Below are 26,846 nucleotides of genomic sequence, written 5' to 3' on the forward strand. Positions count from 1 at the left end.
AATGAAAGATGCTCACGCATTTTGTATGTATACAGTATAGCTTCTTTTGTGTGAAATGTCGAGAAAATAGAGCGAAATGTTGACTTTAATGTACAGATTTGCTAATATAAACTTAGAGTCGGTCGCGTGGACGACTTATAGAAAGAAGTGAGTGGATGAAAAAAGAAGCATTGGAAGAAAAACTGAATCATAAATTGCGAAAGCGGTTTGGAGACAGTGTCAGGGTGTCGGTGGAAGGAAGAATCATTCGTGTATCTGGTCATATGTCCAGGTGGGAGGATATTGTAGAAGCCTGCAGCATGTGTGTGGTGAAGCAGCCGGGAGTCCATGTGGTCAATGATGTAGTGCTGGATGGTGTGCAGATGCCGTCGATGAGAGTTCCTTCACTCAGGGATGAAGAGCTGGAAGGGGCGAAGCCGGATGTCCTGATTATCGGCGGAGGCATCTCCGGGTGTAGTATTGCGAGAGAATTAATGAAGTGGAAGCTGGGTGTCCTGCTGGTGGATAAAGAGGCAGATCTTGCTGTGCAGGCATCAGGCAGGAATGATGGAGAAGTGCATCCCGGAGTGGATCTGGGACGTGGAACATTGAAGCAGAAGTACGTGGTGCGGGGCAATCGTATGTTTGATCAGGTCTGCGAAGATCTGGATGTGCCATTTCAGAGATGCGGACAGTACGTTGGCTTCACAGATAAGATCGTGTATCCATTTATCTGGTTGTATGCGTGGCAGCGTAAGCACATCTGCAAGGTGACGGACACACAGATTCTGTCGGGAAAGGAGCTTCACCGAAGAGAACCGAATCTGAATCCGGAGTTTCAGTTTGCACTTTACAATCCAAGTGCCGGATGTGTCTGCCCTTATGGATTGACGATTGCATATGGGGAAAATGCAGTGAGTAATGGAGCAAAAGTAAGTCTGAATACGGTCGTGCTTGGAATGAAAGTATCAAAAGGAAGGATTCAAAGTGTTAAGACCAATCGCGGAACCATATACCCGAAGCTGGTGATCAATGCGGCCGGAGTATTTGCCGAGGATGTGGCTGAGATGGCAGGGGACAGATTCTTTTCGATTCATCCCAGAAAAGGAACCAATTCGATTCTGGACAAAAAGACCGGAAGCCTTGTGAAGGGAATCTCTTCGATAAAGAAATTGACCCATAACGCAGCACATACCAAGGGAGGCGGCATTGTCCATACTGCCCATGACAATCTGCTGGTGGGGCCGAATGCTATTGAAACCTATGAAAAAGAGAACTTTGCAACGGAACAGTCCAGCATTGATGCAGTGTTTGAAAAGCAGAAGATGACGTCGGAAAAGCTCTCGAAGAAAGATATCATTACATATTTTACGGGTGTCCGACCGGCAACGTTTGAAGAAGATTTTGTGATAGAAAAAGGGCGTAAGACGAAGAACCTGATTCATTGTGCCGGAATACAGTCGCCAGGACTGACAACTGCGCCTGCGGTTGCAGTCGATGTGGCAGAGATGGCGGTTCATGAGTTAAAACAGTCGCAAAAGGTTGAAGTGAATCGAGAATTCCAGCCAAAAAGAAAGGGAATTCCACAGGTGAAGAATCTCCCGGAGGAAGAAAGAGACCGATTGATTCAGGAAAATCCAGATTATGGAGTCATAGTCTGCCGGTGTGAAGAGATCAGTAAGGGAGAGATTCTGGATGCATTGAATTCCCCAATCCCGGTAGCAACGGTAGATGGAATTAAGAAGCGTGTCCGCCCGGGAATGGGAAGGTGTCAGGGTGGATTCTGTATGCCTCTGGTAACCAGAATTATCAGTGAACACCAGAATATTCCAGTCGAACAAGTTAGAAAATCCGGGGAAAATTCCATAATATGCTATGGAAAGACAAAGGGGGTACAATGATGCAAAGTTGCGATGTACTTGTAATTGGCGGAGGCCCCGCAGGACTTTCCGCAGCAATCTCTGCCAGAAAAGAAGGAGCAAGAGTGCTTTTGATTGAGCGGGAAGAGCATTTGGGAGGAATCCTTAAGCAGTGTATCCATGATGGATTTGGTCTCCTTCGTTTTGGAGAGAAGCTATCAGGACCAGAATATGTGGAACGGTTCGAAGATGAATTCCACGAACTGCACATAGAGTATGAAGTACAGACCTTTGTTACGGATATCTGCAAGAAAGAGGAAGACTTCCGGATAACAGCGGTCAACCGAAAGGGTGTACAGAAGTATCAGACCAGGACGATCATTCTGGCTACGGGATGCCGGGAACGGACGGCAAAGCAGGTGTTCATCCATGGAACCAGACCATCAGGAGTCTTTACCGCAGGAACAGCACAGCATTTTGTTAATCTGATGGGAGAGATGCCTGCAAAGAAATGTGTCATTCTGGGAAGTGGCGATATTGGCCTGATCATGGCACGTCGCCTGACGTTAGAAGGTGCAGAGGTTGAAGGCGTCTATGAAGTGAAACCAGAACCATCCGGGCTTACGAGAAATATTGTTCAATGTCTGGAGGATTACAACATCCCATTACATCTGTCCCATACGGTGACACGAGTATTTGGAGAGGACAGACTGACGGCTGTAGAGATATCAAAGGTAGATGAGAAGATGCAGCCGATTCCGGGGACACAGAGGCTGGTAGAGTGTGATGCTTTGATTCTGTCGGTCGGCCTGATTCCGGAAAATGAGATTGCGGAGAATCTGGGGGTCTTACTGGATGGACATACCAAAGGGCCTGCCTGTGATAATCTGTTTATGACCAATGTAGAAGGAGTGTTCTCCTGTGGAAATGCACTCCATGTCAATGACCTGGTGGATTATGTATCTGAAAGTGGTGAACTTGCCGGGAAGGCGGCGGCAGGCTATCAGAAGAACTGGAAACCAGGCAGGAAGAAGGTACAGCTGGAAACAGATGTATCCTTACAGTATCTGGTACCACAGAGCCTGAATCTGGAGCAGGGACTGGAACATGTTGTGATGTATTTTCGAAGCAGAGAGACGATACCATATGGTACGTTATGTATTGAGATAGATGGGAAGAATGTATTCGAGAAGAAGTATACGAATCTGAAACCGCCAGAGATGGAGCATCTGGAACTGGATTTCCAGAGATTCCGCCTGACAGAATCTTCTAAGGTGAAGATATCCGTTCGAAAGGAAGCAAAAGGAGGCGGGAAGAGATGAGAGAGATGACGTGTATTACCTGCCCCAATGGATGTACGCTGCAGATTGAAGAAGTAGAAGGAACACTCCATGTTACAGGCAATAAATGTAAGAGAGGAGAAGCATTTGCCATTGCAGAGCTGACACATCCGATGAGAACCATCTGCAGCACAGTCCGGACCATCTATCCGGAAGTACCGGTATTGCCGGTTCGGGTGTCCGGCGAGATTCCAAAAGAGAGAATCTTTGATGTTATGAAGGAGATCAATCATATCCTGGTGGACCGGCATGTCAGACGGGGGGATGTGTTGCTGGAAAATGTTCTTGGATTAGGTGTAGATATTATTGTGACGAGTAATCGACTGAGTAGAGAGGAGAATGAAAATGAGTGCGAAACCGTATAAAGGATTTGAACCAAAATGGGTAAAGGAGGCTGCTCCAAAGGACAGCTATCGGTCTATTTTCCGATGGGGAGACCCAGAGTTTGTAAAGTATCCGAAAGAATCTTTGTATAAAATGATGAAGGAAAAGTTCAAGATGACGGACGATGATTTTAAGTCTTATGCAGGTGATATCGGGATGGATCCAGTCAAGCTGGATGCACCATGCAATCTGGAGCAGAAGCATCTGGATGCATTTGTGGAGATTCTGGGAAAAGACAATGTAACAACAAAAGATTATCCAAGACTTGCAGTTGCCTATGGAAAGACCGGGTATGATGCTGCAAGACTGCGTCAGCGTCAGATTGACAGCCTGCCGGATGCAGTTCTGTATCCTGGAACAACAGAAGAAGTGGAGAAAATCGTAGCATATTGTACGGAACAGAAGATTCCATTGTATGTATATGGCGGCGGCAGCAGTGTGACCAGAGGTGTGGAGCCGACGAAGGGCGGTGTCTCTCTGGATATGCGAAAGAGATTCAATAAAGTACTTAGTTTCAACGAAGTGGACCAGACGATTACCGTACAGAGTGGAATCTCAGGGCCACAGCTGGAAGAAGCTTTGAACAATGCACCGCAGCTATACGGAGCCAAAAGAGCGTATACCTGTGGACATTTCCCACAGTCCTTTGAATACAGCAGTGTGGGCGGCTGGGTAGTGACCAGAGGTGCCGGACAGAACAGTACTTATTATGGATGTATCACCGATATCGTATTATCACAGAAGTATGCAACGCCAATCGGAACAATCCAGACCAGTCATTATCCAAGAGAGGCCACCGGTCCGAATCTGAATCAGATTATGATGGGAAGTGAAGGAGCATTTGGAGTGTTGACGGAGGTAACATTAAAGGTATTCCGCTATATGCCGGAGAACAGAAAGCGCTTCTCCTTTATCTTTAAGAACTGGAAGGTTGCCCGGGCGGCAGCACGGGAAATGATGCAGTGCGAGGCCGGCAATGCATCCGTATTCCGCCTGTCTGACCCGGAAGAGACCAATCTGATGCTTCGCCTTTATAATGTAGATGAGACCCCTCTTTGGAATCTTCTGGATATGCGTGGATATGTGGATATGCAGAGATGCCTGTTCCTGGGATTTACTGACGGAGAGAAAGGATTTTCTAAAAATGTAGCGAAGAATATTAAGCGGATTGCCCACAAATACGGCGGAATGAGCCTGACATCTTTCGTGACCAAGAGTTGGGAAAAGGGAAGATTCAACGACCCATATCTGAGAGATACCTTGTTGGACTTTGGAATTATGACGGATACGTTAGAGTGTACGGTGAATTGGTCGAATATGGCGAAAGTGCATCAGGAAGTGAGAAAGGTATGTCATGCACTTCCGAATACCATTGTTACTACACATATGTCCCACTGTTATCCACAGGGAGCGAATCTGTACTTTATCTTTATCACAAGAATGTCGGATGCTGAGGAATTCAAGGCATATCATGCCACAATTCTGGATGCGATCCAGAAGTCTGGTGCGTCCATGAGCCATCACCATGGGATTGGAAAGATGTTTGCACCATGGCTGGAAGGTCAGCTGGGAAGAAAAGAGTATGGCGTATTTAAAGTGTTAAAAGAATATTTTGATCCAGATAATATGATGAATCCAGGCGGTACGCTTGGTCTGGATCTGAAAGAAGAGGAAAAACGATTCTTACGGGAAGATATCCAGTAGCAGTGAAAGGGGGGACTGCAATGGAAGATAGAATCGTGCTTGCGTATGATGTAGGAACGCAGAGTTCAAGAGCACTTTTGATCAATCAGAGAGGCGAAATCCTGGCAAAAAGCCAGGTGAAGCACCAGGAACCGTATGAATCTCCGAACCCGGACTGGGCAGAAAAGGATGCCGATTTTTATTATCAGAATATCTGTCAGGCATCGCAGGATTTAAAAAAGAGGTATCCAGAGATATTTGAAAAGATTGAGGCGGCAGCTATCACTACGATCCGTGATACTGTTGTATGTGTTGATCGGGATGGAAAACCGCTTCGCCCGGCGATTCTGTGGCTGGATAAGCGAAAAGCCGAGGGAAAACCGAAGTTTTCTCAGGTCACTCGTATGCTCTTTAAAGCAGTGGGGATGGAGGAGACTGCCAATGTGCAGTATCAGAAGTCTCATTGTAACTGGATCAGGCAGAATGAGCCAAAAGTGTGGGAAAAGACATACAAATACTTGCTGCTAAGTGGATATCTTATTTTCAGATTGACTGGTCAGATGGTGGATGCGGCAGCAAGCCAGGTAGGGCATATTCCGTTCGACAGTCAGTCCAGAAACTGGCAGAGAAAAGGAGCACTGACCCGTCCGGTATTCGATGTAGAAGAAGAGAAGCTGTGTGAGATCAAAGAATCTGGAGAAGTACTTGGTACGATTACCGCTCAGGCTTCGGAGGAGACAGGCCTTCCAGAAGGAATGAAATTGATCGCAACAGGTTCGGATAAAGCCTGTGAGATCCTGGGACTTGGATGTGTCAGCAGGGAGAAAGCAGCCATTGGTCTGGGAACAACCGCAACGATAACATTTACCATTGATAAATATCTGGAGCCAGAACGCTTTATCCCGCCATATGATTCGATCATCCAGGGGCGATTTACTCCGGAGATCGAGATATTCCGGGGATACTGGCTCATCTCCTGGTTTAAGAAAGAGTTTGCAGAAAAGGAAGTTGAGCAGGCGAAGAAGCTTGGCCTGTCGGCAGAAGAACTCCTGAATCAGCGACTAGGAGAGATTCCGGCAGGATGTGAGGGGCTTTTGTTCCAGCCGTATTTCACACCGAATATTACCATGCCGAACGCAAGAGGGGCAGTGATTGGATTCTCAGACCAGCATACGAGGATTCATATATACCGGGCAATCATAGAAGGTATTAACTTTGCATTGATGGATGGAATGAAGCTGATGGAGCGAAGATCTGGCCATAAATTTCAGGAATTGTATCTTGGCGGAGGAGGCTCGCAGAGCCGGGAGATCTGCCAGATTACCGCCGATATGTTCGGAATTCCTGCAATCAGGACCCAGAGCTATGAAGTGACCGGAATCGGATGTGCGATGGCAGCATTTGTAGGGCTTGGTGTGTTCTCAAGTTATGAGGAAGCCGTGGAATCCATGGTGCATAAAAAGGATGTCTTTGAACCGAATCTTGAGCAGCACAAGATCTACGAGAGGCTCTATGAGGAAGTGTTTAAGAATATTTATGGAAAGCTTTCGGGACTGTACGAAAGACTATACGAGATCTATCATGAGAAAGATCTGACATAGTGAATACCCCGCCCAAGTGATTCATTTATTTTTCACAGATATTTAATAGAATCTTGTGTCAAAAGATGTTAAAATAATTCTATATTATCGAAAAATATTTGCAATTTATGCATTTTTGGACAGGTGAATAATGAAGTCGAATATGTGGAAATCTACTACACGGGAAATTAAACAAAGTATAGGCCGATTTCTTGCGATTCTTGCAATTGTTGCTTTGGGAGTTGGCCTTTTTTCAGGCCTGAAAGTGACACAGCCGGCTATGGTAAAGACTGTCAACCAGTATCTGACGGAGAAGCAATTCTATGATTATCGGATATTGTCTACCCTTGGCTTTGAACAAGAGGATGTGGAATTCCTTGCTAAGCAGAAGGATGTAAGGTACGCAGAAGGTGTCTTCAATATGGATGTTCTGTGCAATATTGCCGGAGAGAATGAAATGGTGTTAAAGGCCTATAATCTCCCGGAAGATATGAATGGAATTGAACTTATGGAAGGCCGTATGCCGAAGAATGCCGGAGAGTGTCTTGTGGATTCTTCTTGTTTTACCAAGAAAGATATCGGGCAGACGCTGGTGCTTTCGGATACGAACGATGAAGATGATCTGGAATACTTTACAAAAACAGAATATACCATTGTAGGACTGGCGCAATCCTCCAATTACATACAGTTTGAACGAGGCAATACTTCTCTTGGAAATGGACGTATCAGTGGCTTCATGTACCTGCCATGGGAGAGCTTTGATACAGACTATTATACAGAGATTCTGGTGAAGTTTGATCAGGATTATGAGATATACAGTGATGAATATGATGCTTATATAGATGATAAGGAAGTGGAATGGGAAGACCTGGCGAAAGAGGTAGCAGAACATCACTATACAAGAATTCTGGCAGATGCAGAAGAGAAGTTGAATGATGCGGAACAGGAACTGGCTGATGGAAGAGCGGAAGGAGAAGCAGAGCTTGCCGATGCAAGAGCAGAACTTGAGGAGGCGAAAGCGAAGCTGGAAGACGCGGACCGCAAGATCGCTGATGCAAAAAAAGAACTGGCTGATGGCCAGAAGGAGCTGGATGCCAGCCGTTCACAGCTACAGAATGCGGAATCAGAACTTGCTCAGAATGAAGTTGTATTAAATAGTAGTGCGGCAGAACTGGAAAGTAACTGGGCACTATTAGTGGAAAAAGAAGCGCAGGCAGCAGAAGGAAGACAACAGCTGGAAAGCAGTCAGACGCAGTTGAATGAGAATAAAGCGGCATTAGAAGCTGGACAAAATCAGCTAAATGAGGCACAGAATCAAGTCTCAAAGCTGCAACAACAGGTTGATTTATTAGATGCGGCCACATTGGATTCTTTTCCGCCAGAACAAAAAGAAGCGATTCTTGCGCCATTGGAAGAGGCGGTGGATGAATTACTTTCAGGATTGTCGGAAGGGAGTACCGGAGAAGGAACTGACACAAGCACCCTGTCTGCTGCACAAAGAATAGCCATTATGAATGGAAAACTTGCAGGTGCTTCCGCTGCGATTGTTCAAAAACAGAAAGAGATTACGAATCATCTGGAACAGATTCAGACAGCGCAGGAAACAATCGATGCCCAGAGACAGAACTTAGATGATGCAGATGCCCAGCTTGCAGCAGTAAGAGCCCAACTGGAGGCTGCCCAGAAGGAATTGGATTCCGGCAAAGCCCAGATTGAGTCTGGAAAGAAGCAGATAGCAGAAAGCTGGAATGCGTTCTTTGCAGGAGAGGCTGAGATTGAGAGTGGAAAAGCTGAGATCGCAAAGAATGAAGCAGAGCTTCAGGATGGATGGCAGGAATATAACGATGGTCTGGCAGAGTATGCGGAAGGCTATCAGGAATTTGTAGATGAGATTGCAGATGCAGAGAAGAAGATTGCGGATGCAAGAGAAGAGATCGAAGATCTTGCATCACCGGAAAGCTATCTGTTGGATCGAAATACGAATGTTGGATATGCATGTTTCGAGAGTGATTCGGCAATCATCAATGGAATTGCCAATGTATTCCCGGTATTCTTCTTCGCTGTAGCGGCACTGGTATGTATTACTACGATGAGCCGGATGATTGAAGAACAGAGAACGCAGATCGGTGTGTTAAAAGCACTGGGTTATAGTAAGTCATCGATTATGGGCAAGTATCTGTTCTATTCAAGCACAGCAGCAGTGTTAGGTTGTTTGATTGGATTCTTTGGTGGAACCTGGCTGTTCCCGAATGTCATCTGGTATGCCTATGGAATGATGTACGATGTGGGGAAATTGTCATATGTATTGGATTGGCAGCTTGGTCTGATCTCATTGATTGTGTCTGTAGCATGTTCTGCCGGAACTACGTTCCTGACTTGCCGCAAGGAACTTGGTGAGGTGGCAGCGGAGCTGATGAGACCAAAAGCGCCAAAGGCCGGAAAGCGAGTGCTTCTTGAGCGAGTGCCATTTATCTGGAAACGCCTGAAATTCTTATATAAAGTGTCCTATCGGAATGTATTTCGTTATAAGAAACGGTTCCTGATGATGGTAATCGGTATCAGCGGATGTACAGCATTACTTGTGACGGGATTCGGAATCAATGATTCAGTGACGAACATAGCAAGCGATCAATATGATAATATCCAGATTTATGATATGAGTGTAACATTGGCAGATGAAGCAGAGGAAAGTACAAAGGCTGAGATTAAGAAGTCACTGGGAAAAGAGGTATCGGAGTCTGTCTATGTGATGGAAAAGAGTATGGATCTTGTTCATGGAGACCAATTGAAGGGTATCAATCTGGTTGCAGTGGATGAGAAGGAAGATATTGCTCCATTTGTACATCTGAAAGATCCGGATGGTAAGAAAATATCTTATCCGGGAGAGGGAGAGTGTATTCTTTCCGAAGCGATTGCAGAGAACTATGAGATAGAAGTAGGAGATACCATTACACTACAGGATGAGAACCATGAGACCATGGAACTTAAAGTCAGTGGTATCTTTGAAAATCACATTAGAAATTATGTATACATGACGACGCAGACTTATGAGAAATATATGGGAGAGGATGCATCTCTGAATGCTGTCTATATCAACGCCTCAGAAAAAGCAGATGTGCATCAGCTTTCTGCAGATCTGATGAAGATGGATGAAGTGACGAATGTAACGGTATCTGAAGATACCAAGACTCGCTTCGCCAGCATGATGAACAGTATGAATCTGGTAGTAGTGGTAATTATTGTATGTGCGGCCGGACTGGCATTTATTGTATTGTATAACCTTACCAATATCAATATCACGGAACGCATAAAAGAAATCGCAACGATTAAGGTACTGGGCTTTTATAGGAATGAAACTGCAAGTTATGTATTCCGTGAAAACATGATACTGACATTTATAGGAACGATGGCAGGACTCGTTCTTGGAAAATATTTTCACATGTTTGTGATGTCGCAGGTAAAGGTAGATCAGGTGGCATTTGATGTCCGGATTGCACCGATCAGTTATGTGTATAGTATACTGTTGACTTTTGCATTTGCCTGGTTCGTAGATCTTGTCATGAATGGCAAATTAAAACGCATCAGCATGGCAGAATCACTAAAATCTGTAGATTAAAAGAATGGGAAAAGGTTATGATATCTTTTCCCATTCTTTTTTATTACTTTCGCATATCTGTGATTGAAAATATTTAAAAATTAATATTTGTAAATACAACTGTCTTGTCACATGTAAATTACAGTGGTATAATGGTCTGAGTCTGAAAAAGGAGAGAAAAAGTTATGACTATCGTAGATAAAATTGAAAAGTTGAAAAAAGAGAAGAACGCAGTGATTCTGGCACATTATTATGTGAAGCCGGAAGTACAGGAAGTTGCAGATTATATAGGAGACTCCTATTATCTGAGTAAGGTGGCCGTTGGGCTTAAAGAACAGACCATTGTATTCTGCGGTGTTGAATTTATGGGAGAGAGCGCCAAGGCATTGAATCCCCAGAAGACGGTACTTATGCCGGATCTGAGTGCAGATTGTCCGATGGCGCATATGGCAGATCCTGAGATTATTCAGAAGATGCGTGATACATATGAAGATCTGGCGGTTGTGTGTTATATCAATTCTACAGCAGAATTGAAGAAATATTCTGATGTATGTGTAACTTCAGCAAATGCAGTGAAGATTGTAAAAGCACTTCCTAATAAAAATATTTTCTTTATTCCGGACCGTAATCTGGCTCATTATATTGCAGGGCTTGTGCCGGAGAAGAATTTTGTGTATAACGAAGGATTCTGTCCGACGCATGAAAGAATGCAGGCAGAGGAAGTTCTGGAAGTAAAAAAAGAACATCCAGAGGCAAAAGTATTATCTCATCCAGAATGCAGGACAGAGATTCTGGAGATTTCTGATTATATTGGAAGCACTTCCGGGATTATTAGATACGCGACTGAAAGCGAAGAAAAAGAATTTATTATCTGTACGGAAGAAGGAGTTTCTTATAAGCTTTGTCAGAACAATCCGGAAAAGAAGTTTTATTTTCCGAAGTCAGTTCCGACCTGTCCAAATATGAAGAAGAATTCTTTGGAAAAGATATTGCATGTTCTGGAGACAGGAGAGAATGAAGTCCAGATTACGGAAGAGCTTCGCGAAGCTTCTGTGAAACCATTGGAGAGAATGCTGGAGCTTGCGAAGTAAAGATGATGCAGAACAAAAGTATCTGCGAATAAATGGGGCATTTGGCACCGGGAAGGATTGAAAGATGAAGATATATACCGATGTTGTTATTGTTGGTACAGGAGTGGCTGGTCTGTTCAGTGCACTTCATCTGCCCTCGGACAAGAAGATTCTTATGATTACAAAATCAGATCTGGAGAGCAGTGACTCTTTTCTGGCTCAGGGAGGAATATGCGTTTTGAGAGATGAATCTGACTATGACAGCTATTTTGAAGATACAATGAAGGCGGGGCACTATGAAAACCGCAGAGAATCTGTAGATATTATGATTCGAAGTTCCAGAGATATTATCAACGAGTTGGTTGGATATGGAGTGGAATTTGAAAAAAAGGATGGAGAGTTTGAGTATACACGAGAAGGTGCTCATTCAAAACCACGAATTTTATTTCACGAGGATATTACGGGAAAGGAGATTACAAGTAAGCTGTTGGCACAGGTCAAGAAACTTGACAATGTGACTATTTATGAATATACAGCTATGACGGATATTATTGAAGAAGATGGAAGATGTATCGGTATTCTGGCAGAAAATGAACATGGTAAGCTGACTGTATATGCAGAGAATACGATTCTGGCAAGTGGCGGTATTGGCGGAAAATATAAGCATTCTACGAATTTCCCACATTTGACAGGTGATGCACTTGATATTTCGAAAAAACACGGCATTCGCCTGGAACATCTGGACTATGTGCAGATTCACCCGACGACACTTTATTCTGAAAAGCCGGGACGACGATTCTTAATATCGGAATCTGTGCGAGGAGAGGGTGCTGTGTTATATAATAAGAAGAAAGAGCGTTTTGTTGATGAGCTGTTGCCGCGGGATGTGGTGACAAAGGCTATTCGTGAACAGATGGAGAAAGACGGTTCCGAATATGTATGGCTTTCTATGGAGCATATCTCGAAAGAGGAGATTATGAAGCATTTTCCGAATATATACCAGCATTGTCTCGAAGAAGGGTACGATGTAACGAAGGAATGTATTCCGGTAGTGCCGGCGCAGCATTATTTTATGGGTGGAATCTGGGTGGATTCTGACAGCCGGACTTCTATGGATCATCTGTATGCTGTTGGTGAGACGAGCTGCAATGGTGTACATGGGGCGAATCGTCTGGCAAGTAATTCGCTGCTGGAGAGTATGGTATTTGCAAAACGGGCAGCACAAAAGATTGGACGCTCATAATGTGAAGAGAAGGAGACATTAGATTATGAATAAGATTACAATGACTTTACAGGCGGATCATCTGATTCTGGAAGCGTTGAAAGAAGATATTTCCAGTGAGGATGTAACCACGAATTCTGTGATGAAAAAAGCGGTGAAAGGCGAAGTGGATCTAATCTGCAAACAGGATGGAATTATCGCCGGGCTTGAGGTATTTGCCAGAGTGTTCCAGTTGCTGGATGCAGATACAGAGGTTCAGTTGTATTGTAAAGATGGAGACGAAGTGAAAAATGGACAGCTGATGGGAAAGGTTCTTGGTGATATCCGTGTCCTGTTATCTGGTGAGCGGGTTGCCTTGAATTATCTTCAGCGTATGAGCGGAATTGCGACCTATACGCATTCGGTCGCATCACTGTTAGAAGGCAGTCATACGAAACTGTTGGATACTCGTAAGACAACGCCGAACATGAGGATTTTTGAAAAATATGCAGTTCGCGTAGGCGGAGGATATAATCATCGGTATAATCTGTCGGATGGAGTATTGCTGAAGGATAATCATATTGGTGCAGCCGGCAGTGTGACGAAAGCGGTTCAGATGGCAAAGGAATATGCTCCTTTTGTGAGAAAGATTGAAGTGGAAGTGGAGAATCTGGATATGGTGAGAGAAGCGGTTGAAGCAGGCGCAGATATCATCATGCTTGATAATATGTCTACAGAAGAGATGCAAGAGGCAATCCGTATCATAGATGGACGCGCCAAGACAGAATGTTCAGGAAATGTTACCAGAGAGAATATCGGACGTCTGACATCCTTGGGCGTGGATTATATTTCCAGCGGAGCTTTGACTCATTCTGCACCAATATTAGATATTTCCCTAAAGAATCTTCATGTGGTATAATAGCTGTGCAGACAATGAGTGCTGCAAGGAAAACCAGCAAAAGAGTTCGTATATGATCAGGGAGGTGAGAAGCATTTATGACTGGTTCTGAAAGAAGAACAGAGATTATCCGGCAGATACAAGCAAGTGCAGTGCCGGTGTCAGGAAGCAGGCTGGCTTCCACATATGAAGTAAGCCGCCAGGTCATTGTGCAGGACATTGCATTGATTCGTGCGGCGGGTTACGATATCATCTCCACAAACCGGGGATATATCTTGAATACTCCGAAGACGGTCAGCAGAGTATTTAAAGTACAGCATACCGATGATCAATTGGAAGAAGAATTGTGCGCCATCGTTGATCTGGGGGGCTGTGTAGAAAATGTTATGGTCAATCACCGGGTATATGGTCATATCGAGGCAGAACTTCATATTAATTCCAGAAGAAAAGTGGGAGAATTTATGGAAGATATCCGAAGTGGCAAGTCCAGTCCGTTGAAGAATATAACATCTAACTATCATTATCATAAGGTTACTGCAGACAGCGAAGATACTCTAGATATGATAGAGAACACCTTAAAAGAGAAAAAGTTTTTAATAAAAACGTAAGACAGTGCTTTATCCCAGCACTGTCTTTTCGTTTCTTACATCAGAGTATAGATGTATTCCTTTTCCATGCAGGTTGTAGACTCGGATGATATCCGTATATTCTCTGCAGTCGGGAAGAATGTTGGTCAATACATTTGGTTCATCTTTGAAGAAGTCCTTATTGAAATGGATTGTTCTATTATTGTCAAAGATGGCGGTATAAAAAATCTCTGCTTCTACCAGATCCTGAAACATATGGCTACCGTAAGAAAGTTCTGGCATGTAACCGACTTCACTGTCAGACATCTCGCAGATGGCATGGAAATGATGAATCTCCGCAAATGTTACTGGAACGCCAAGTTCTGGTGAGGATGTGCCGATTCTTCCCGGAACGAAGAGCATAAGTTTCTCGTTGCTTTTTCGGAAATAATGATTGATGTCACCGATAATACGAGCAATGTCCGGTTTTTGCTTATATGGACATTGATAGTAGCCCTTGGAGTCTACCCATACAATGTAGTCAATCCGTTCAGACTGGGATCCTCCCATGGAGGAATTGGTCACAGAGAAGACGGTCTGTTCCTTTGGAAAATCTGGAACGGTGACTGCGTCCCGTGATGTACCGATCTGAAGCGGACGGCATTGAAGCAGGTTGAAGACGAATTCACCGGAAGCATTGCTGTTGATCGTAAATTCAATATCCACCGGATAATTATATGCGTTTTGCAATGTGCGAAGAAGAGACTTCATACATTCGGTAAATGCTTTATTCCGAACAAGACCTTCACAACTTGCGAAGAGGATCTCACGATGCTGTCCTCGTTCCCGGAAGGTTCGTTCTGCATCAAAATCATGTTCCAGAACCATTCGTTTATACCATGGATCCATATAAGGAGTAACCTCTTTGACCGAACGGGTGGCAAGTGCCTTATTCCGGTAGTCAATCAGATCTACATAACGCTGGGAGTATTGATGCTTTGCCCAACTGTCGGTCAGGGTAGAACTTTCTGGCTGAGCCAGATTGACAATTCGTGGATAATCTCCTTCGGTACGGTCGACCGCACGGGTTCCGAGCCCCATGACAAGTCGCAGCATTCCGCAGGAAGCATCCAGAGAATCGCTCCAGCGATAGGAACTGTAGGAATAACCGACGCCGGCAGCATTGGGCATCAGAAAATCTTCGTACATGGAACCGGATACACGCTGAATCAAAAGAGCCATCTGTTCATCCTTATAACCAAACCCGCGCTGTTTCCGGTATTCCAGTGCAGACAGATTCATGGTACTGGCATATACGGTGCGGACAGCATTTTCCAGTTCCGTCAGACGCTCGGTGATATCACCAGTGTTAATGCAGAAGACAGATTCATATTTTCCGGCAAATGCATTTCCAAAACCGTCTTCCTGAAGACTGCTGGAGCGGACAATGATCGGGCGTTGCCCAAAATATTCTAACATACGAATAAACTGTTGCCTTGTTGCTTCTGGAAAGACTCCGTTTTTGAATGCTTCTTCGATCTGAGGGGCCAGATGAAAGTATCCTTCTTTTGTCTTTTGACTGATATGAAGACGCCAGAACTTATTATGTACAATATACGTATAGAAGACATCTGAACCAAGATAATAGGAGTCATGTGGTTCCATGTGTTGAAATACTTCTGGCGCATCTTTGGCAACGATTTTTCTCGCGAGAAGCATGCCACAGGCTTTTCCACCGATACTTCCGGTTCCGATCATACGATTATAGATATGAAAATAATCCTCTGGTTCAAAATATGTCTTCAACAATTCCAGAATCTTTGGATCACGTGACATCATATTCTGGCAGAAGGTATCTTCTGTCTCTGCGGAAAAAGTACGGTCTTTATGGTAAATGCGGCTGGCGTCCGATACGAAACGTTCCCAACTGTCCAGGTTCTGATTTTCATAGATGCGAGTCATGTTGTCCACCAGGGTGTAAAATCGGCTGACTTCATATCCTCCGCGCAGAGGTAGAAAAGAACCATCCTTTGTAATGTATTGGTGTGGAAGGAACATATTTGGTGAATAACGATTCCATACTTTGAGCGGATTGATATACAAGCTGTTGGCATCGCTATAGACGTCCAGAAGAAGCTGAGTCGTCTCCTGAATACGGGCAATTGCATCGAAAGAGTGGAGCCCGCGAAGAATTGGAAAATAAGCGACAGTATTTAGTTCAAACAGATAAGGACAGGTTACCTGGAAAAAATTTCCCATCATCAGGTCGGTGGCCCATGCAGCCTGCAAGTCCGACAGACAGTCAAAGATATCATACGACATTGTCGCCCAGACGAATATTATCAAGGATGGAATCCAGGCCGGAAAGCCCAGATGAAATTCGTTCAAATGTACTCAAAATAATCCCTCCTACGAAAGTTTAACTTAATGTTAGTATACAAGATTTTTTTCAAAAAAGGATAGATTTTCTCATTTTTTCATTTTCTCCTTGTAAATTCACAAAACAACATCTAAAATAGTCCTATTAGGTCAAAAACAGAAAGGACAATATATATGGAAATGATAAAGGACGTGATACTGGATACCGGTCTGGATTGCTTGAAAATGCTGCCATATTTATTTGTAGCCTTTATATTGATAGAAGCACTGGAGCATTATTCTGGTGAATTTACAGAAAAGGTTCTGGCAAAAGTAGGAAAGGCAGGTCCGATCTTTGGAGCGGTCGCAGGATGCATCCCTCAGTGTGGATTCTCCGTTATGGCAGCGAATCTTTACGCAGGAGGAATTATTTCCGTGGGGACACTTCTGTCTGTATTTATTGCAACTTCAGATGAGGCAATCTTAATTATGCTGGGGAATCCTGATGCTGTACAAGAAGTTGGGATATTGCTTGTGGCAAAAGTGGTGATCGCTATTGTTGCAGGATATGTGATAGACATTTTCTTTCAAAAGAAGATATCCATACCAAAAGAAAGTGGAAATCTCTGCGATGAATGTGGATGTCATGAAGAAGAGTCTGCGATTTTAAAACCGGCATGGCATCATACAATCAAAATATTTGTGTATTTGTTGGTATTTACTGGAGTACTGAATCTTTGCATAGAGATTTTCGGAATTGAACAATTATCTACATTTTTGCTTGGAGATACAATCTTTCAGCCATTCATAGCTGCAGTTATTGGACTGATCCCTAATTGTGCGGCTTCTGTGATTCTGACACAGCTATATTTAAACGGAGCAATCTCTTTTGCATCTGTTATTGCAGGTTTGTGTACCGGGGCGGGAATTGGACTGGTCGTATTGTTTAAAATTAACAGAGAGAAAAAAGAAAATCTAAAAATAGTAGGAGTTCTGTATATTATTTCGGTGATCGCAGGGGTTATTTTGGAAATATTTGCCTAAGAAAAAGGGGATAGCATAGTGAGGAGCGAAAATTGCTTTTTTGAAAAAGTGTGCTATAATAACTTGAACTAGGTGATGAGGCTTAGGAAGATTGAGGAGGAATTATCATGGCCACAAAGAAAGTAACACCAGCAACTAATGAAACTGTAAAAGAAACTGCAGCAACAAACACAGCGACAAAGGTAGCTCCGGAAGCAAAAGCTGAACCGGCTAAGACCCCCGCAGAAAAGAAAGCAACAGAGAAAAAGACACCTGAGAAGAAAGCACCTGCAAAAAAGGCAGCAACAACAGCCAAGAAAACAACAACTAAAAAAACAACAGCGAAAAAAGAAATCAAAGTAAGTACTTATGTTCAGTGTTATGGAAAACAGGTAGAAGAAAAAGAAATCATTGCCAGCGTAAAAAAATCATGGACAAAATCCGGCAAAAAAGTTGGCGATATTAAGACAATGGAATTATATATTAAGCCTGAAGAAAATGCTGTTTACTATGTAATTAACGGAACAGAGACAGGCGCAGTTGAATTCTAGCAAGTTTAGTGTGATGTTGGAAAGTCCCTCGAATTTCGAAGGGACTTCTTTTTTTGAACAAAAAGGTACAGGGCAAAATTCAATTGGGGACGTAGTATTTTTGCAAAATACTACGTCCCCAATTGAATAAAAGTGGTAAATAATGTTATAATGGTAGCGGTAAAAATAAGTAATAGGGGACAAAGGAGATATTGGCATGGAAGAAATGATGAACCTGATGGGAAGTGACTTGCTGGGAATGTTAGGAGAAAACGGCAATGTATTTCTGGCATGGACCAGACAGATGTTAATGATTGCTTTGATTGTGACTATTGTAATAGGTTTGGCAATCTGTTTCTTTGGATTGAAGATAGTAAGAGTCCTTACGGCAATTGTTGGTTTAGTTGTGGGAGCGGTGATTGGAGGCGTCGTGGCGCTGATGATCGGACTTAATGATACAGCACTCTTGGCGGTGATCGGAGTGAGTGCGGTTATTGTTGCGGTGTTGTTTGCATGGCTGCGTCGTTTGGGGATTTTTTTCCTGATTCTCTTTTATGTGTTTGGTGTCTGTGCTTCGCTTGTGGGTGTTAAGCCTGTATTTTTGTTGATTATTTATTTTGTTGTTGCTTTGGTATTGGCAGTTTTGTCTGTTTTTTGGACAACACCGCTTGTTATTATTGTAACTGGACTAGAGGGCGGAGTATCAGCAGGTCTGGCGATTGCCTCGTTGGCAGGTTTGAATCAGAATGTGTGGATTGGCTATGGAATCAGTATTTTAATCGCATTGATTGGAATGTGGGTGCAGTTCATGATGCAGTCCAGGAAGGTTGGAAAAAAAGAAAAAGTGTACTCCAGAAAAGTGAAAGAAGAAGTCTCCAGAGAGTCGGAAGTTGAGAAGGCAAGAATGATGCTGGATGATGAAGAGGATGAAGAGGATGTTTTTGAAGATCCAGAAGAAGTGAAAAAAGTACCAAAAGAAAATGATACAGAAGATGAAGAAGATGATGATATAGAAATATTTAACACGGAAGAATTATAAGTCCCGATTATGACACACCTCTCCTGATATAGTAGTGACTATAGAAGGAGAGGTGCTTTATTATGGGTAAAAAGAAGAATATGATAATTGCAATACTTGGATGTGTATTGCAGATATTAATGATGGTGACGTATAGTTTTTCTTCAATGCAGATATCAGGAGTTGTTTATATCATTGCATGGCTGGTATGTGCATTGATTGTAAGAAATGTATTAAATGAAAAAAAGGTAATTTAATCCATAGCCATCCGGTTTTATTGTATTTTAAAGCAAATGTGATATAATAGTTTTAGAATATGAATGAAGGAGGCCTTGTTATGAAGATCGATATGCATTGTCATGTAAAAGAGGGTTCTATAGACAGTAAAGTGGGATTGGATGAATATATCACCAAGCTAAAAGAACAAGGCTTTGACGGTATGTTGATTACCGACCATGATACTTACAAAGGATACCGTCACTGGAAGTATGATATGAAAGGAAAGGTTCACGAGGATTTTGTAGTATTAAAAGGAATCGAATATGATACCTGTGATGCGGGTCACATTATCTGTATTATGCCTGAAGGGGTGAAGATGCGCCTTTTGGAACTGCGAGGTATGCCGGTAAGTATGCTGATTGATTTTGTTCATCGTCATGGTGGAATCCTGGGACCGGCTCATCCATGTGGCGGAAAGTATCTTAGCTTTACGAATACGAAGCGCTTCTACAAATCACCGGAGATCATAAAACGGTTTGATTTTATCGAGGCTTTTAATGCTTGTGAACCAGCAGAGTCCAATGAGGGTGCAATGAAGCTGGCTAAAAAGTATAAAAAGCCGGGGATTGGAGGCAGTGATTCACATAAGCTGGAATGTGTGGGACTTGCCTATACAGAATTACCGGAATATGTAACTTGTGAGACGGAGTTGATTTCCCTGATACGCAGAAAAGTTCCGATAGAAGCTGGCGGAACTCTGTATGGAAAGACGACAAAGGATAAGATGGGAAAGGCAGATAAGATCCTGACTTATTCATTCTGGTTCTACAATAAAGGCGGTGAATTGCTGAGACGGCGTAAGCGGAAGGAAAAAGGGCAGATTGAGAATCCGGTAGATCCTATAGATCCTATAGAGATTCCATATCTGCGTTTTCAGAACAGATTGTCAGAGTAATATCTTATGATATAGAAGATAATAAAGCATGTTGAACATCGGAAAGATATCTGGGGTGCAGATATTCTTTCCGATTGTTTGTGTTTGGAAACTAAAAGATTTACTATTTGACGGAAACTGTAATGTGAAGTATACTTTCTAGATAAGAATTTGAAGGGAGTTGACGTATGCAGACATATTTTTTTATACTTTATTTCTTTACATATGGCTTTTTCGGATGGTGTACAGAAGTTGCTTACGCAGCTACGCAACAGAGAAAATTTGTAAACCGGGGATTTTTAAATGGTCCGATCTGTCCGGTTTATGGAATCGGAGTCGGAGTGGTCGTTCAGTTCCTGACACCATTTGAAAATAACTTATTCCTCCTTTATATAACCTCAATAATTGTAGTAACAGTGATTGAGGGACTGACCGGCTATCTGATGGATAAATTATTTCACCATAAATGGTGGGATTATACGAATCAGCCATTGAATATCGGGGGATATGTATGCCTGTTGTTCTCCCTTGCCTGGGGTGTTGCGTGCGTGATCATTGTAAAGGTGATTCATCCGTTCATCCACAAAGTGTTGGCGTGGATTCCTGTGAAGGTTGGAATTGCTCTGAGTGTGTTGCTTGGGATGACTCTGGTTGTTGATATTGTTGTAACTGTTTCGGCAGTGTTGAAGCTGAACAGACGCCTGGAAGCAATGGAGAAGATTGCGGCAGAATTGAGAGAATTCTCCGACAAGGTTGGAGAAAATATATACGAAAATGTCATGGAAACTATGGAATTCCAGGAAGAAGCCAAGAAACAGCTGGATTCGGCAGCTTTGGAACTGCGTGAGAAGCTGGAGACGGTATCTGAAGAACAGAAGACCCGCATGGCAGAACAAAAAGAACGGATTACTGAGCAGAAGAATCGCATGGCAGAACAAAAGGCCCGTATAGAAGAGTTGAAAACAAAATATGCGGAGCTGGCAGGACGCAGTACAAGAGTCAGTATTCGTCTGGTAAAAGCATTCCCGAAGATGGAATCCAGACACCACAAAGAGATTTTAGAAGAATTGAAACTTCGTGTAAAAAAGAACCGGAAGTAATCCGGTTCTTTTTTGAACGGTGGTATTGACAAAATAAGAAAATATAGATATGATAAGAGCACTCGTCTAAGAAATCTAATCATTATCATTCAAAGGGGTATCCCCATCGGGAAGATTCGTTCCCAATTTCCAAAACGAGAAAAGAACCATACAGGAAAGGAGGGTAGAAGTATCATTTCAATTATTCAGTGTGTTTATGTAAAAAGGAGTGTTTAAATGAAAAAAACAAATAAAAAATCTATCTTTTTTTCTGTAGTTTTGTTGTTCCTTAGTGTATTAGGTATTGTGGGAGCCGCTAGTACGATGACGGCAGAAGCTAAGGAGGTCTCTTTGGTAACGGGAGCATCCGTCCAATATATGGGATATTCGACACATTATTATTATGTGGATGGAAATATGGCATATTGTCTGGAACCCGGTAAACTCTCGCCGAATAACGGAACTTATTCCTCCGATGAGTTGGATAAGGACCAGCTTTTGGCAAAAGCAATGTATTATGTGTATGGAGGACCTGGGTATGATGTGTATATGAAACCGACATTGACAGGAGGGTGGGATCAACCAGACCGAGCCTATTGTCTGTCGCACTGCATATTGTCTTATATTTATGATGGGTGTGATCCAAATAGCGATGGGTTCAAGGGATTGAATGCGGATATTAGTAATGCAGTAATTCAGTATACGAACGCAATTCAGGGATGGCCAAATATACCGGATACAGATATTGCTCTTTCTCAGGAGAATTTAACCGCATTTTTTAGTGCTGAGGAGGGCGTGCAGCGAACAGAGGTTGTTACATGTGAAGGGGATACATCGAATTCATTAGTGCTTTCTTTGCCCGAAGGAGTGACTCTGGTAAATGTAACCCAGCAAAGTCGTCTGCAGGGCCAGGTGACAGTGCATGGGCAAGAGCAGTTCTATCTGGCATCAGATGTGGCTTATGGTAACGGAACAAGTTGGGACAGTGGTCAGATAAAAGGGACTTTGAATCAAGCGTGGAGAACGCTGGTTGTAAAAACTGGTGGCGGAAGCCAGGATATCGGAACTGGACAATTGCTCACGGTGGAACCATCAGCAGTATCTCTGCAAGTGAAGTGGATGGAGCGCCCGGAACTTATGGTTGAGAAACATGCAGATAAAACGGGGAAAACTTATCAGTTGGGAGACATTGTTACTTATACTATGGATGTAACACAGCAGATTCAAAATGCGGTGGCAAAAAATGTGGTGATTACAGATACAATTCTTACTGAGGGAGTACAGCTTCAGAAAAATTCCATTGTTCTTCTGGATGGTTCCCGTAATGTGATACAAGATGCAGTGATCTCTGTCAACGGAAATTCATTTACCATTCATGCAGGAGAGTTCTTACAGTGTGTAGAACTTGGAGAACGCTATATAGTCGAGTATCAGATGGCAATAACGGATGAATCGGTGATAGGAAAAGAAATAGATAATGAAGTAGTTGTCTGCGCGGATAATGCGGAAGAGAAAAAAGATGAAGAGAAGATTCTGGTAGAAAAACCGAAAGAATCAGATGAACCAGAAAAAGAAACACCGGAGATAGAGAAACCAGAGACGGAACCTGAGAAACTTGTGGAAGCAAAATCCAAAACGACAGCAAAAATTGCATCCGTTAAGACTGGTGATCAAGAAAATATAGTGGTTCTTGTACTATTCTTGATTCTTTCTTGCACCACTATATTTGTTTGTGGTAAAATGAACGCATGGCTACGGAAAATATGGAGAAAGTAGTATTCAAAAGATAAGTCAATGAAGAAGAATAGGAGGTTGTCGTGATGGGAATGACAATGACGCAGAAGATATTGGCGGCTCACGCAGGGCTCGATTCTGTTGTGGCAGGACAATTGATAGAGGCGAAGTTAGATGTAGTAATGGCAAATGATATCACCGGACCTATGGCACTGCCGATTTTTCGGGAGATGGCAGAAAATGTGTTTGATAAGGATAAAGTAGTTCTGGTACCAGATCATTTTACACCGAATAAGGACATTAAATCAGCAGAGAACTCTAAGGCAATCAGAGAATTTGCAAGAGCACAGGGATTAACATGGTATTTTGAACAGGGAAAATCCGGCGTGGAACATGCAATCCTTCCAGAAGCTGGTGTTGTTGTGGGTGGTGAGTGCATTATTGGTGCAGATTCACACACCTGTACATATGGCGCATTAGGTGCATTTTCTACTGGTGTGGGAACCACAGATATTGCAACAGGTATGGCAACAGGTGAGTTGTGGTTTAAAGTTCCGAGCGCAATGAAGTTTGTATTGACGGGAAAGCCAGGACCATATGTCAGTGGAAAAGATATCATTATCCATATTATCGGTAAGATTGGGGTAGATGGCGCACTTTATAAATCTATGGAATTTGTTGGAGATGGCATTGCTAATCTGTCTATGGATGATCGTTTTACAATGGCGAATATGGCGATTGAAGCTGGTGCCAAGAATGGAATCTTCCCGGTAGATGAACAGACAGAAGCCTATATGAAAGAACATTCCAAGAAGGAATACAAGATATATACTGCTGATGAGGATGCAGAGTATGATGAAGTGGTTGAGATTGATCTTTCAGAGGTACGTCCGACCGTTGCATTCCCACACCTTCCAGGTAATGCTAAGACAATTGATGAGGTTGAGGCGATGGAGCCAATCAAGATCAATCAGGTTGTAATCGGTTCTTGTACCAATGGGCGTATGGAGGATATGAGAAAAGCAGCAGCAATTTTGAAAGGCCATACAGTTCATCCAGATGTACGTGTTATGGTAATCCCTGCAACACAGAAGATCTACAAACAGTGTATCGCAGAGGGACTTTTGGATATCTTTGTGGATGCAGGCTGTGCTGTGAATACACCAAGCTGTGGACCATGTATGGGAGGTCATATGGGTGTTATGGCAGCAGGTGAAAAGTGTGTGTCTACAACAAATCGTAACTTTGTGGGCAGAATGGGACATGTAGATTCTCTGATCTATCTTGCGTCTCCAGAAGTGGCTGCAGCGAGTGCGATTGCAGGATGTATTGCGAATCCAGAGAAAGTAGGTGACAGATAATGAAAGCAGTAGGACATGTATTTAAGTATGGTGATAATGTGGATACGGATGTTATTATTCCGGCAAGATATCTTAATTCCTATGATCCTCAGGAACTGGCAAGCCATGCGATGGTAGATATTGATCCAGATTTTGTAAATAAGATGAAGCCGGGAGATCTGATTGTTGCGAATAAAAACTTTGGATGTGGTTCATCCAGAGAACATGCACCTCTGTGTCTCAAGACGGCAGGTGTAAGCTGCGTCATTGCAGAGACATTTGCCAGAATCTTCTATAGAAATGCAATCAATATTGGATTACCGATTATTGAATGCCCAGAGGCAGCAAGAGGAATCGATGCCGGTGATGAAGTGGAAGTTGATTTTGACAGTGGAAAGATCTATAACCGTACAAAAGGCACAGAGTTTCAGGGACAGGCTTTCCCGGAATTTATGCAGAAGCTGATTGCTGCAGGTGGCCTGGTAAAATATACAAATAGTAAAAAATAGCGGATGATAGAAGGGTGAAAAAGATGAATCTACATTACAAAAGTACAAGAAATTCGAACTTGAAAGTAACAGCTTCTGAAGCGATTCTGACAGGTCTTGCTCCGGACGGTGGTCTATTTGTGCCGGAGAAACTTCCGACACTCGATGTTTCAATGGAGCAGTTGAAAGACATGTCATATCAGGAGACCGCTTATGCGGTTATGAAGCAGTTTTTAACAGACTTTACAGAAGAGGAGTTGAAGGACTGTATTCGTAAAGCATATGACAGTAAGTTTGACACTGAGGAGATCGCGCCGCTGGTAAAGGTAGATGATACGTATTATCTGGAATTGTTCCATGGGGCAACGATTGCGTTCAAGGATATGGCATTGTCTATATTGCCGCATCTTTTGACTACTTCGGCCAAAAAGAATCATGTGGAAAATGAGATTGTGATTCTTACAGCTACGTCTGGTGATACGGGTAAGGCTGCTTTGGCGGGATTTGCTGATGTTGAAGGAACCCGAATCATTGTATTTTATCCGAAGAACGGAGTCAGCAAAGTACAGGAACTTCAGATGGTTACGCAAAAAGGAAGTAATGTAGATGTGGTTGCGATCCATGGAAATTTTGATAATGCACAAAGTGGTGTGAAAGCAATGTTCGAAGATAAAGAACTGGCTCAGGAACTTGCAGCAAAGGGATACCAGTTTTCTTCTGCTAATTCTATCAATATTGGACGTCTGGTTCCGCAGGTCGCATATTATGTAAATGCTTATGCAAAATTACTGGCAAATGAAGAGATTGCAGAGGGAGAATTGATCAACGTTGTAGTCCCGACCGGCAATTTCGGAAATATTCTTGCTGCTTACTATGCAAAGCAGATGGGAGTGCCGATTGATAAACTGATCTGTGCATCAAATAAGAACAAAGTGCTGTTTGATTTCTTCCAGACGGGTACATACGATAAGAATCGAGAGTTTGTGCTGACGACCTCACCATCCATGGACATTCTGATCTCCAGTAATCTGGAGCGTCTGATCTATCTGATTGCAGGTGAAGATTCTGAGAAGACCAGAGAATTAATGGAAGAATTAAAAGATAGTGGAAGCTATACGATTACTGAGGATATGAAGGAAAAATTATCTGATTTTGCATCTGGATATTCAGATGAAGCAGAGACTGCCGAAAGTATCCGTGAGAATTACGAAAAGACAGGATATGTAATTGATACGCATACAGCTGTTGCTGCGCATGTCTGTGAACAGTATAGGATTAAGACCGGTGATGCAAAGAAATGTGTGATTGCATCAACGGCGAGTCCATATAAGTTCGTTAAGAGTGTTATGACGGCAATTGATGAAAAATATGCAGATGCAGATGAATTCGAACTTCTGAAAGTGTTGGAAGAGACATCTGGTGTAGAGATGCCACAGGCAATCAAAGATATTCTGGATGCCAATATACTTCATACTTTGGAATGTGATGCAGATAAGATGAAGGAAACTGTAAAAGGTATATTGCAAGTGTAAGGAGTGAGGACAGATGCTGTTGGATGGTTTCTTTGGGGCAATTGCTCTGGGGGCTGGAATCTACTGCCTTTATGGATATTATATGTTAAAAGTGAAAAAAGAGATTGTGAAGACAATCTTGCTTCCGAAGGGTGTAAATGAAAAAAGCTGCAAAGACCTGGAGGGATATTGCAGAGATGTCGGGAAGCCACTTCTTGCGTTGGGAATTATCCTGTTGTTAGATGGGTGTGTAGATCTGTACGATTCCTATATCAGCAGTGTTGGCATACTGTATGTAATTATGACGGCAGTTCTATGTGTGATGCTTGTTGTCTTTATGCTGAAATTACGTAAATACAACCAAAAATATTTTGGAATCAACTGAATGGTTGGAGCTGGATTTCGGTTATATAAAATATTTATATGAATAATAGATAAGTTTCATAAATTATAATAT

22 protein-coding genes are annotated in these 26,846 nt (G+C 42.8%); 21 read left to right on the forward strand and 1 reads right to left on the reverse strand.

From position 1 onward, the window contains the following. Window positions 1-155 precede the first annotated feature (155 nt). From JQM81_RS10560 to JQM81_RS10605, 10 genes are all read left to right on the forward strand, one after another. Complete coding sequence (locus JQM81_RS10560; protein ID WP_235233556.1) at window positions 156-1,880, forward strand: NAD(P)/FAD-dependent oxidoreductase; 1,725 nt, start codon at window positions 156-158, stop codon at window positions 1,878-1,880. Then, window positions 1,877-3,160 (forward strand): NAD(P)/FAD-dependent oxidoreductase, encoded by a 1,284-nt coding sequence (locus JQM81_RS10565; protein ID WP_235233558.1) that lies wholly within the window; start codon window positions 1,877-1,879, stop codon window positions 3,158-3,160. Before JQM81_RS10560 ends, JQM81_RS10565 begins: the two co-directional genes overlap by 4 nt. Continuing rightward, window positions 3,157-3,543: a DUF1667 domain-containing protein gene (locus tag JQM81_RS10570; RefSeq protein WP_235233559.1), complete on the forward strand. Its 387-nt coding sequence runs from the start codon at window positions 3,157-3,159 to the stop codon at window positions 3,541-3,543. Before JQM81_RS10565 ends, JQM81_RS10570 begins: the two co-directional genes overlap by 4 nt. After that, window positions 3,524-5,266, forward strand: coding sequence for an FAD-binding oxidoreductase (locus JQM81_RS10575; protein ID WP_235233562.1), 1,743 nt, complete (start codon window positions 3,524-3,526; stop codon window positions 5,264-5,266). Before JQM81_RS10570 ends, JQM81_RS10575 begins: the two co-directional genes overlap by 20 nt. A 20-nt stretch (window positions 5,267-5,286) precedes the next feature. Continuing rightward, window positions 5,287-6,846 carry an FGGY-family carbohydrate kinase gene (locus JQM81_RS10580; protein ID WP_235233564.1) on the forward strand — a complete coding sequence of 520 codons (1,560 nt, stop codon included), beginning with the start codon at window positions 5,287-5,289 and terminating at the stop codon, window positions 6,844-6,846. Between the two features lie 130 nt (window positions 6,847-6,976). Continuing rightward, the gene (locus tag JQM81_RS10585; RefSeq protein WP_235233566.1) at window positions 6,977-10,441 is read left to right on the forward strand and encodes an FtsX-like permease family protein; all 3,465 of its coding nucleotides are present in this window, start codon (window positions 6,977-6,979) and stop codon (window positions 10,439-10,441) included. Between the two features lie 164 nt (window positions 10,442-10,605). Then, window positions 10,606-11,511, forward strand: coding sequence for a quinolinate synthase NadA (gene nadA, locus JQM81_RS10590; protein WP_235233567.1), 906 nt, complete (start codon window positions 10,606-10,608; stop codon window positions 11,509-11,511). A gap of 64 nt (window positions 11,512-11,575) precedes the next feature. Continuing rightward, window positions 11,576-12,733 (forward strand): L-aspartate oxidase, encoded by a 1,158-nt coding sequence (locus JQM81_RS10595; RefSeq protein WP_235233568.1) that lies wholly within the window; start codon window positions 11,576-11,578, stop codon window positions 12,731-12,733. A 25-nt stretch (window positions 12,734-12,758) separates the two neighbouring features. Beyond that, window positions 12,759-13,610, forward strand: a complete 852-nt coding sequence (nadC, locus tag JQM81_RS10600; protein ID WP_235233569.1) for a carboxylating nicotinate-nucleotide diphosphorylase — start codon at window positions 12,759-12,761, stop codon at window positions 13,608-13,610. 77 nt (window positions 13,611-13,687) lie between these two features. Further along, on the forward strand, window positions 13,688-14,197 hold the full coding sequence (locus JQM81_RS10605) for a transcription repressor NadR (RefSeq protein ID WP_235233570.1): 510 nt from the start codon (window positions 13,688-13,690) through the stop codon (window positions 14,195-14,197). A gap of 9 nt (window positions 14,198-14,206) precedes the next feature. On the opposite strand, the gene JQM81_RS10610 is transcribed toward JQM81_RS10605, so the two are convergent. Beyond that, the gene (locus JQM81_RS10610) at window positions 14,207-16,543 is read right to left on the reverse strand and encodes a PEP/pyruvate-binding domain-containing protein (RefSeq protein ID WP_235233571.1); all 2,337 of its coding nucleotides are present in this window, start codon (window positions 16,541-16,543) and stop codon (window positions 14,207-14,209) included. Between the two features lie 165 nt (window positions 16,544-16,708). On the opposite strand from JQM81_RS10610, the gene JQM81_RS10615 reads away from it, so the two are divergent. The 11 genes from JQM81_RS10615 (at window position 16,709) to JQM81_RS10665 (ending at window position 26,774) form a co-directional block, all read left to right on the forward strand. Beyond that, a complete protein-coding gene (locus tag JQM81_RS10615) occupies window positions 16,709-17,557 on the forward strand; it encodes a putative manganese transporter (RefSeq protein ID WP_235233573.1) in 849 nt (282 codons plus the stop codon). Between the two features lie 107 nt (window positions 17,558-17,664). Next, a complete protein-coding gene (locus JQM81_RS10620) occupies window positions 17,665-18,087 on the forward strand; it encodes a DUF6465 family protein (protein WP_235233576.1) in 423 nt (140 codons plus the stop codon). A gap of 196 nt (window positions 18,088-18,283) precedes the next feature. Continuing rightward, window positions 18,284-19,105: a hypothetical protein gene (locus JQM81_RS10625; protein WP_235233577.1), complete on the forward strand. Its 822-nt coding sequence runs from the start codon at window positions 18,284-18,286 to the stop codon at window positions 19,103-19,105. A gap of 62 nt (window positions 19,106-19,167) precedes the next feature. Then, entirely contained in the window at window positions 19,168-19,341 is a 174-nt protein-coding gene (locus JQM81_RS10630; protein WP_235233579.1) for a hypothetical protein, read from the forward strand. Window positions 19,342-19,421: 80 nt separating this feature from the next. Further along, window positions 19,422-20,258 (forward strand): PHP domain-containing protein, encoded by an 837-nt coding sequence (locus JQM81_RS10635; protein WP_235233580.1) that lies wholly within the window; start codon window positions 19,422-19,424, stop codon window positions 20,256-20,258. A gap of 167 nt (window positions 20,259-20,425) precedes the next feature. Continuing rightward, window positions 20,426-21,337, forward strand: a complete 912-nt coding sequence (locus JQM81_RS10640) for a putative ABC transporter permease (protein WP_235233581.1) — start codon at window positions 20,426-20,428, stop codon at window positions 21,335-21,337. A 216-nt stretch (window positions 21,338-21,553) separates the two neighbouring features. Continuing rightward, complete coding sequence (locus JQM81_RS10645) at window positions 21,554-23,092, forward strand: isopeptide-forming domain-containing fimbrial protein (protein ID WP_235233582.1); 1,539 nt, start codon at window positions 21,554-21,556, stop codon at window positions 23,090-23,092. 44 nt (window positions 23,093-23,136) lie between these two features. Then, window positions 23,137-24,411 carry a 3-isopropylmalate dehydratase large subunit gene (gene leuC, locus JQM81_RS10650; protein ID WP_235233583.1) on the forward strand — a complete coding sequence of 425 codons (1,275 nt, stop codon included), beginning with the start codon at window positions 23,137-23,139 and terminating at the stop codon, window positions 24,409-24,411. Continuing rightward, entirely contained in the window at window positions 24,411-24,899 is a 489-nt protein-coding gene (locus JQM81_RS10655) for a 3-isopropylmalate dehydratase small subunit (RefSeq protein ID WP_235233584.1), read from the forward strand. Before leuC ends, JQM81_RS10655 begins: the two co-directional genes overlap by 1 nt. A gap of 23 nt (window positions 24,900-24,922) precedes the next feature. Further along, on the forward strand, window positions 24,923-26,410 hold the full coding sequence (gene thrC, locus JQM81_RS10660; RefSeq protein WP_235233585.1) for a threonine synthase: 1,488 nt from the start codon (window positions 24,923-24,925) through the stop codon (window positions 26,408-26,410). 13 nt (window positions 26,411-26,423) lie between these two features. Further along, on the forward strand, window positions 26,424-26,774 hold the full coding sequence (locus tag JQM81_RS10665; protein ID WP_235233587.1) for a hypothetical protein: 351 nt from the start codon (window positions 26,424-26,426) through the stop codon (window positions 26,772-26,774). Window positions 26,775-26,846: the final 72 nt, after the last annotated feature.

The organism is Faecalicatena contorta (genome assembly GCF_021531895.1).
GTDB lineage: Bacteria > Bacillota > Clostridia > Lachnospirales > Lachnospiraceae > JAFBIX01.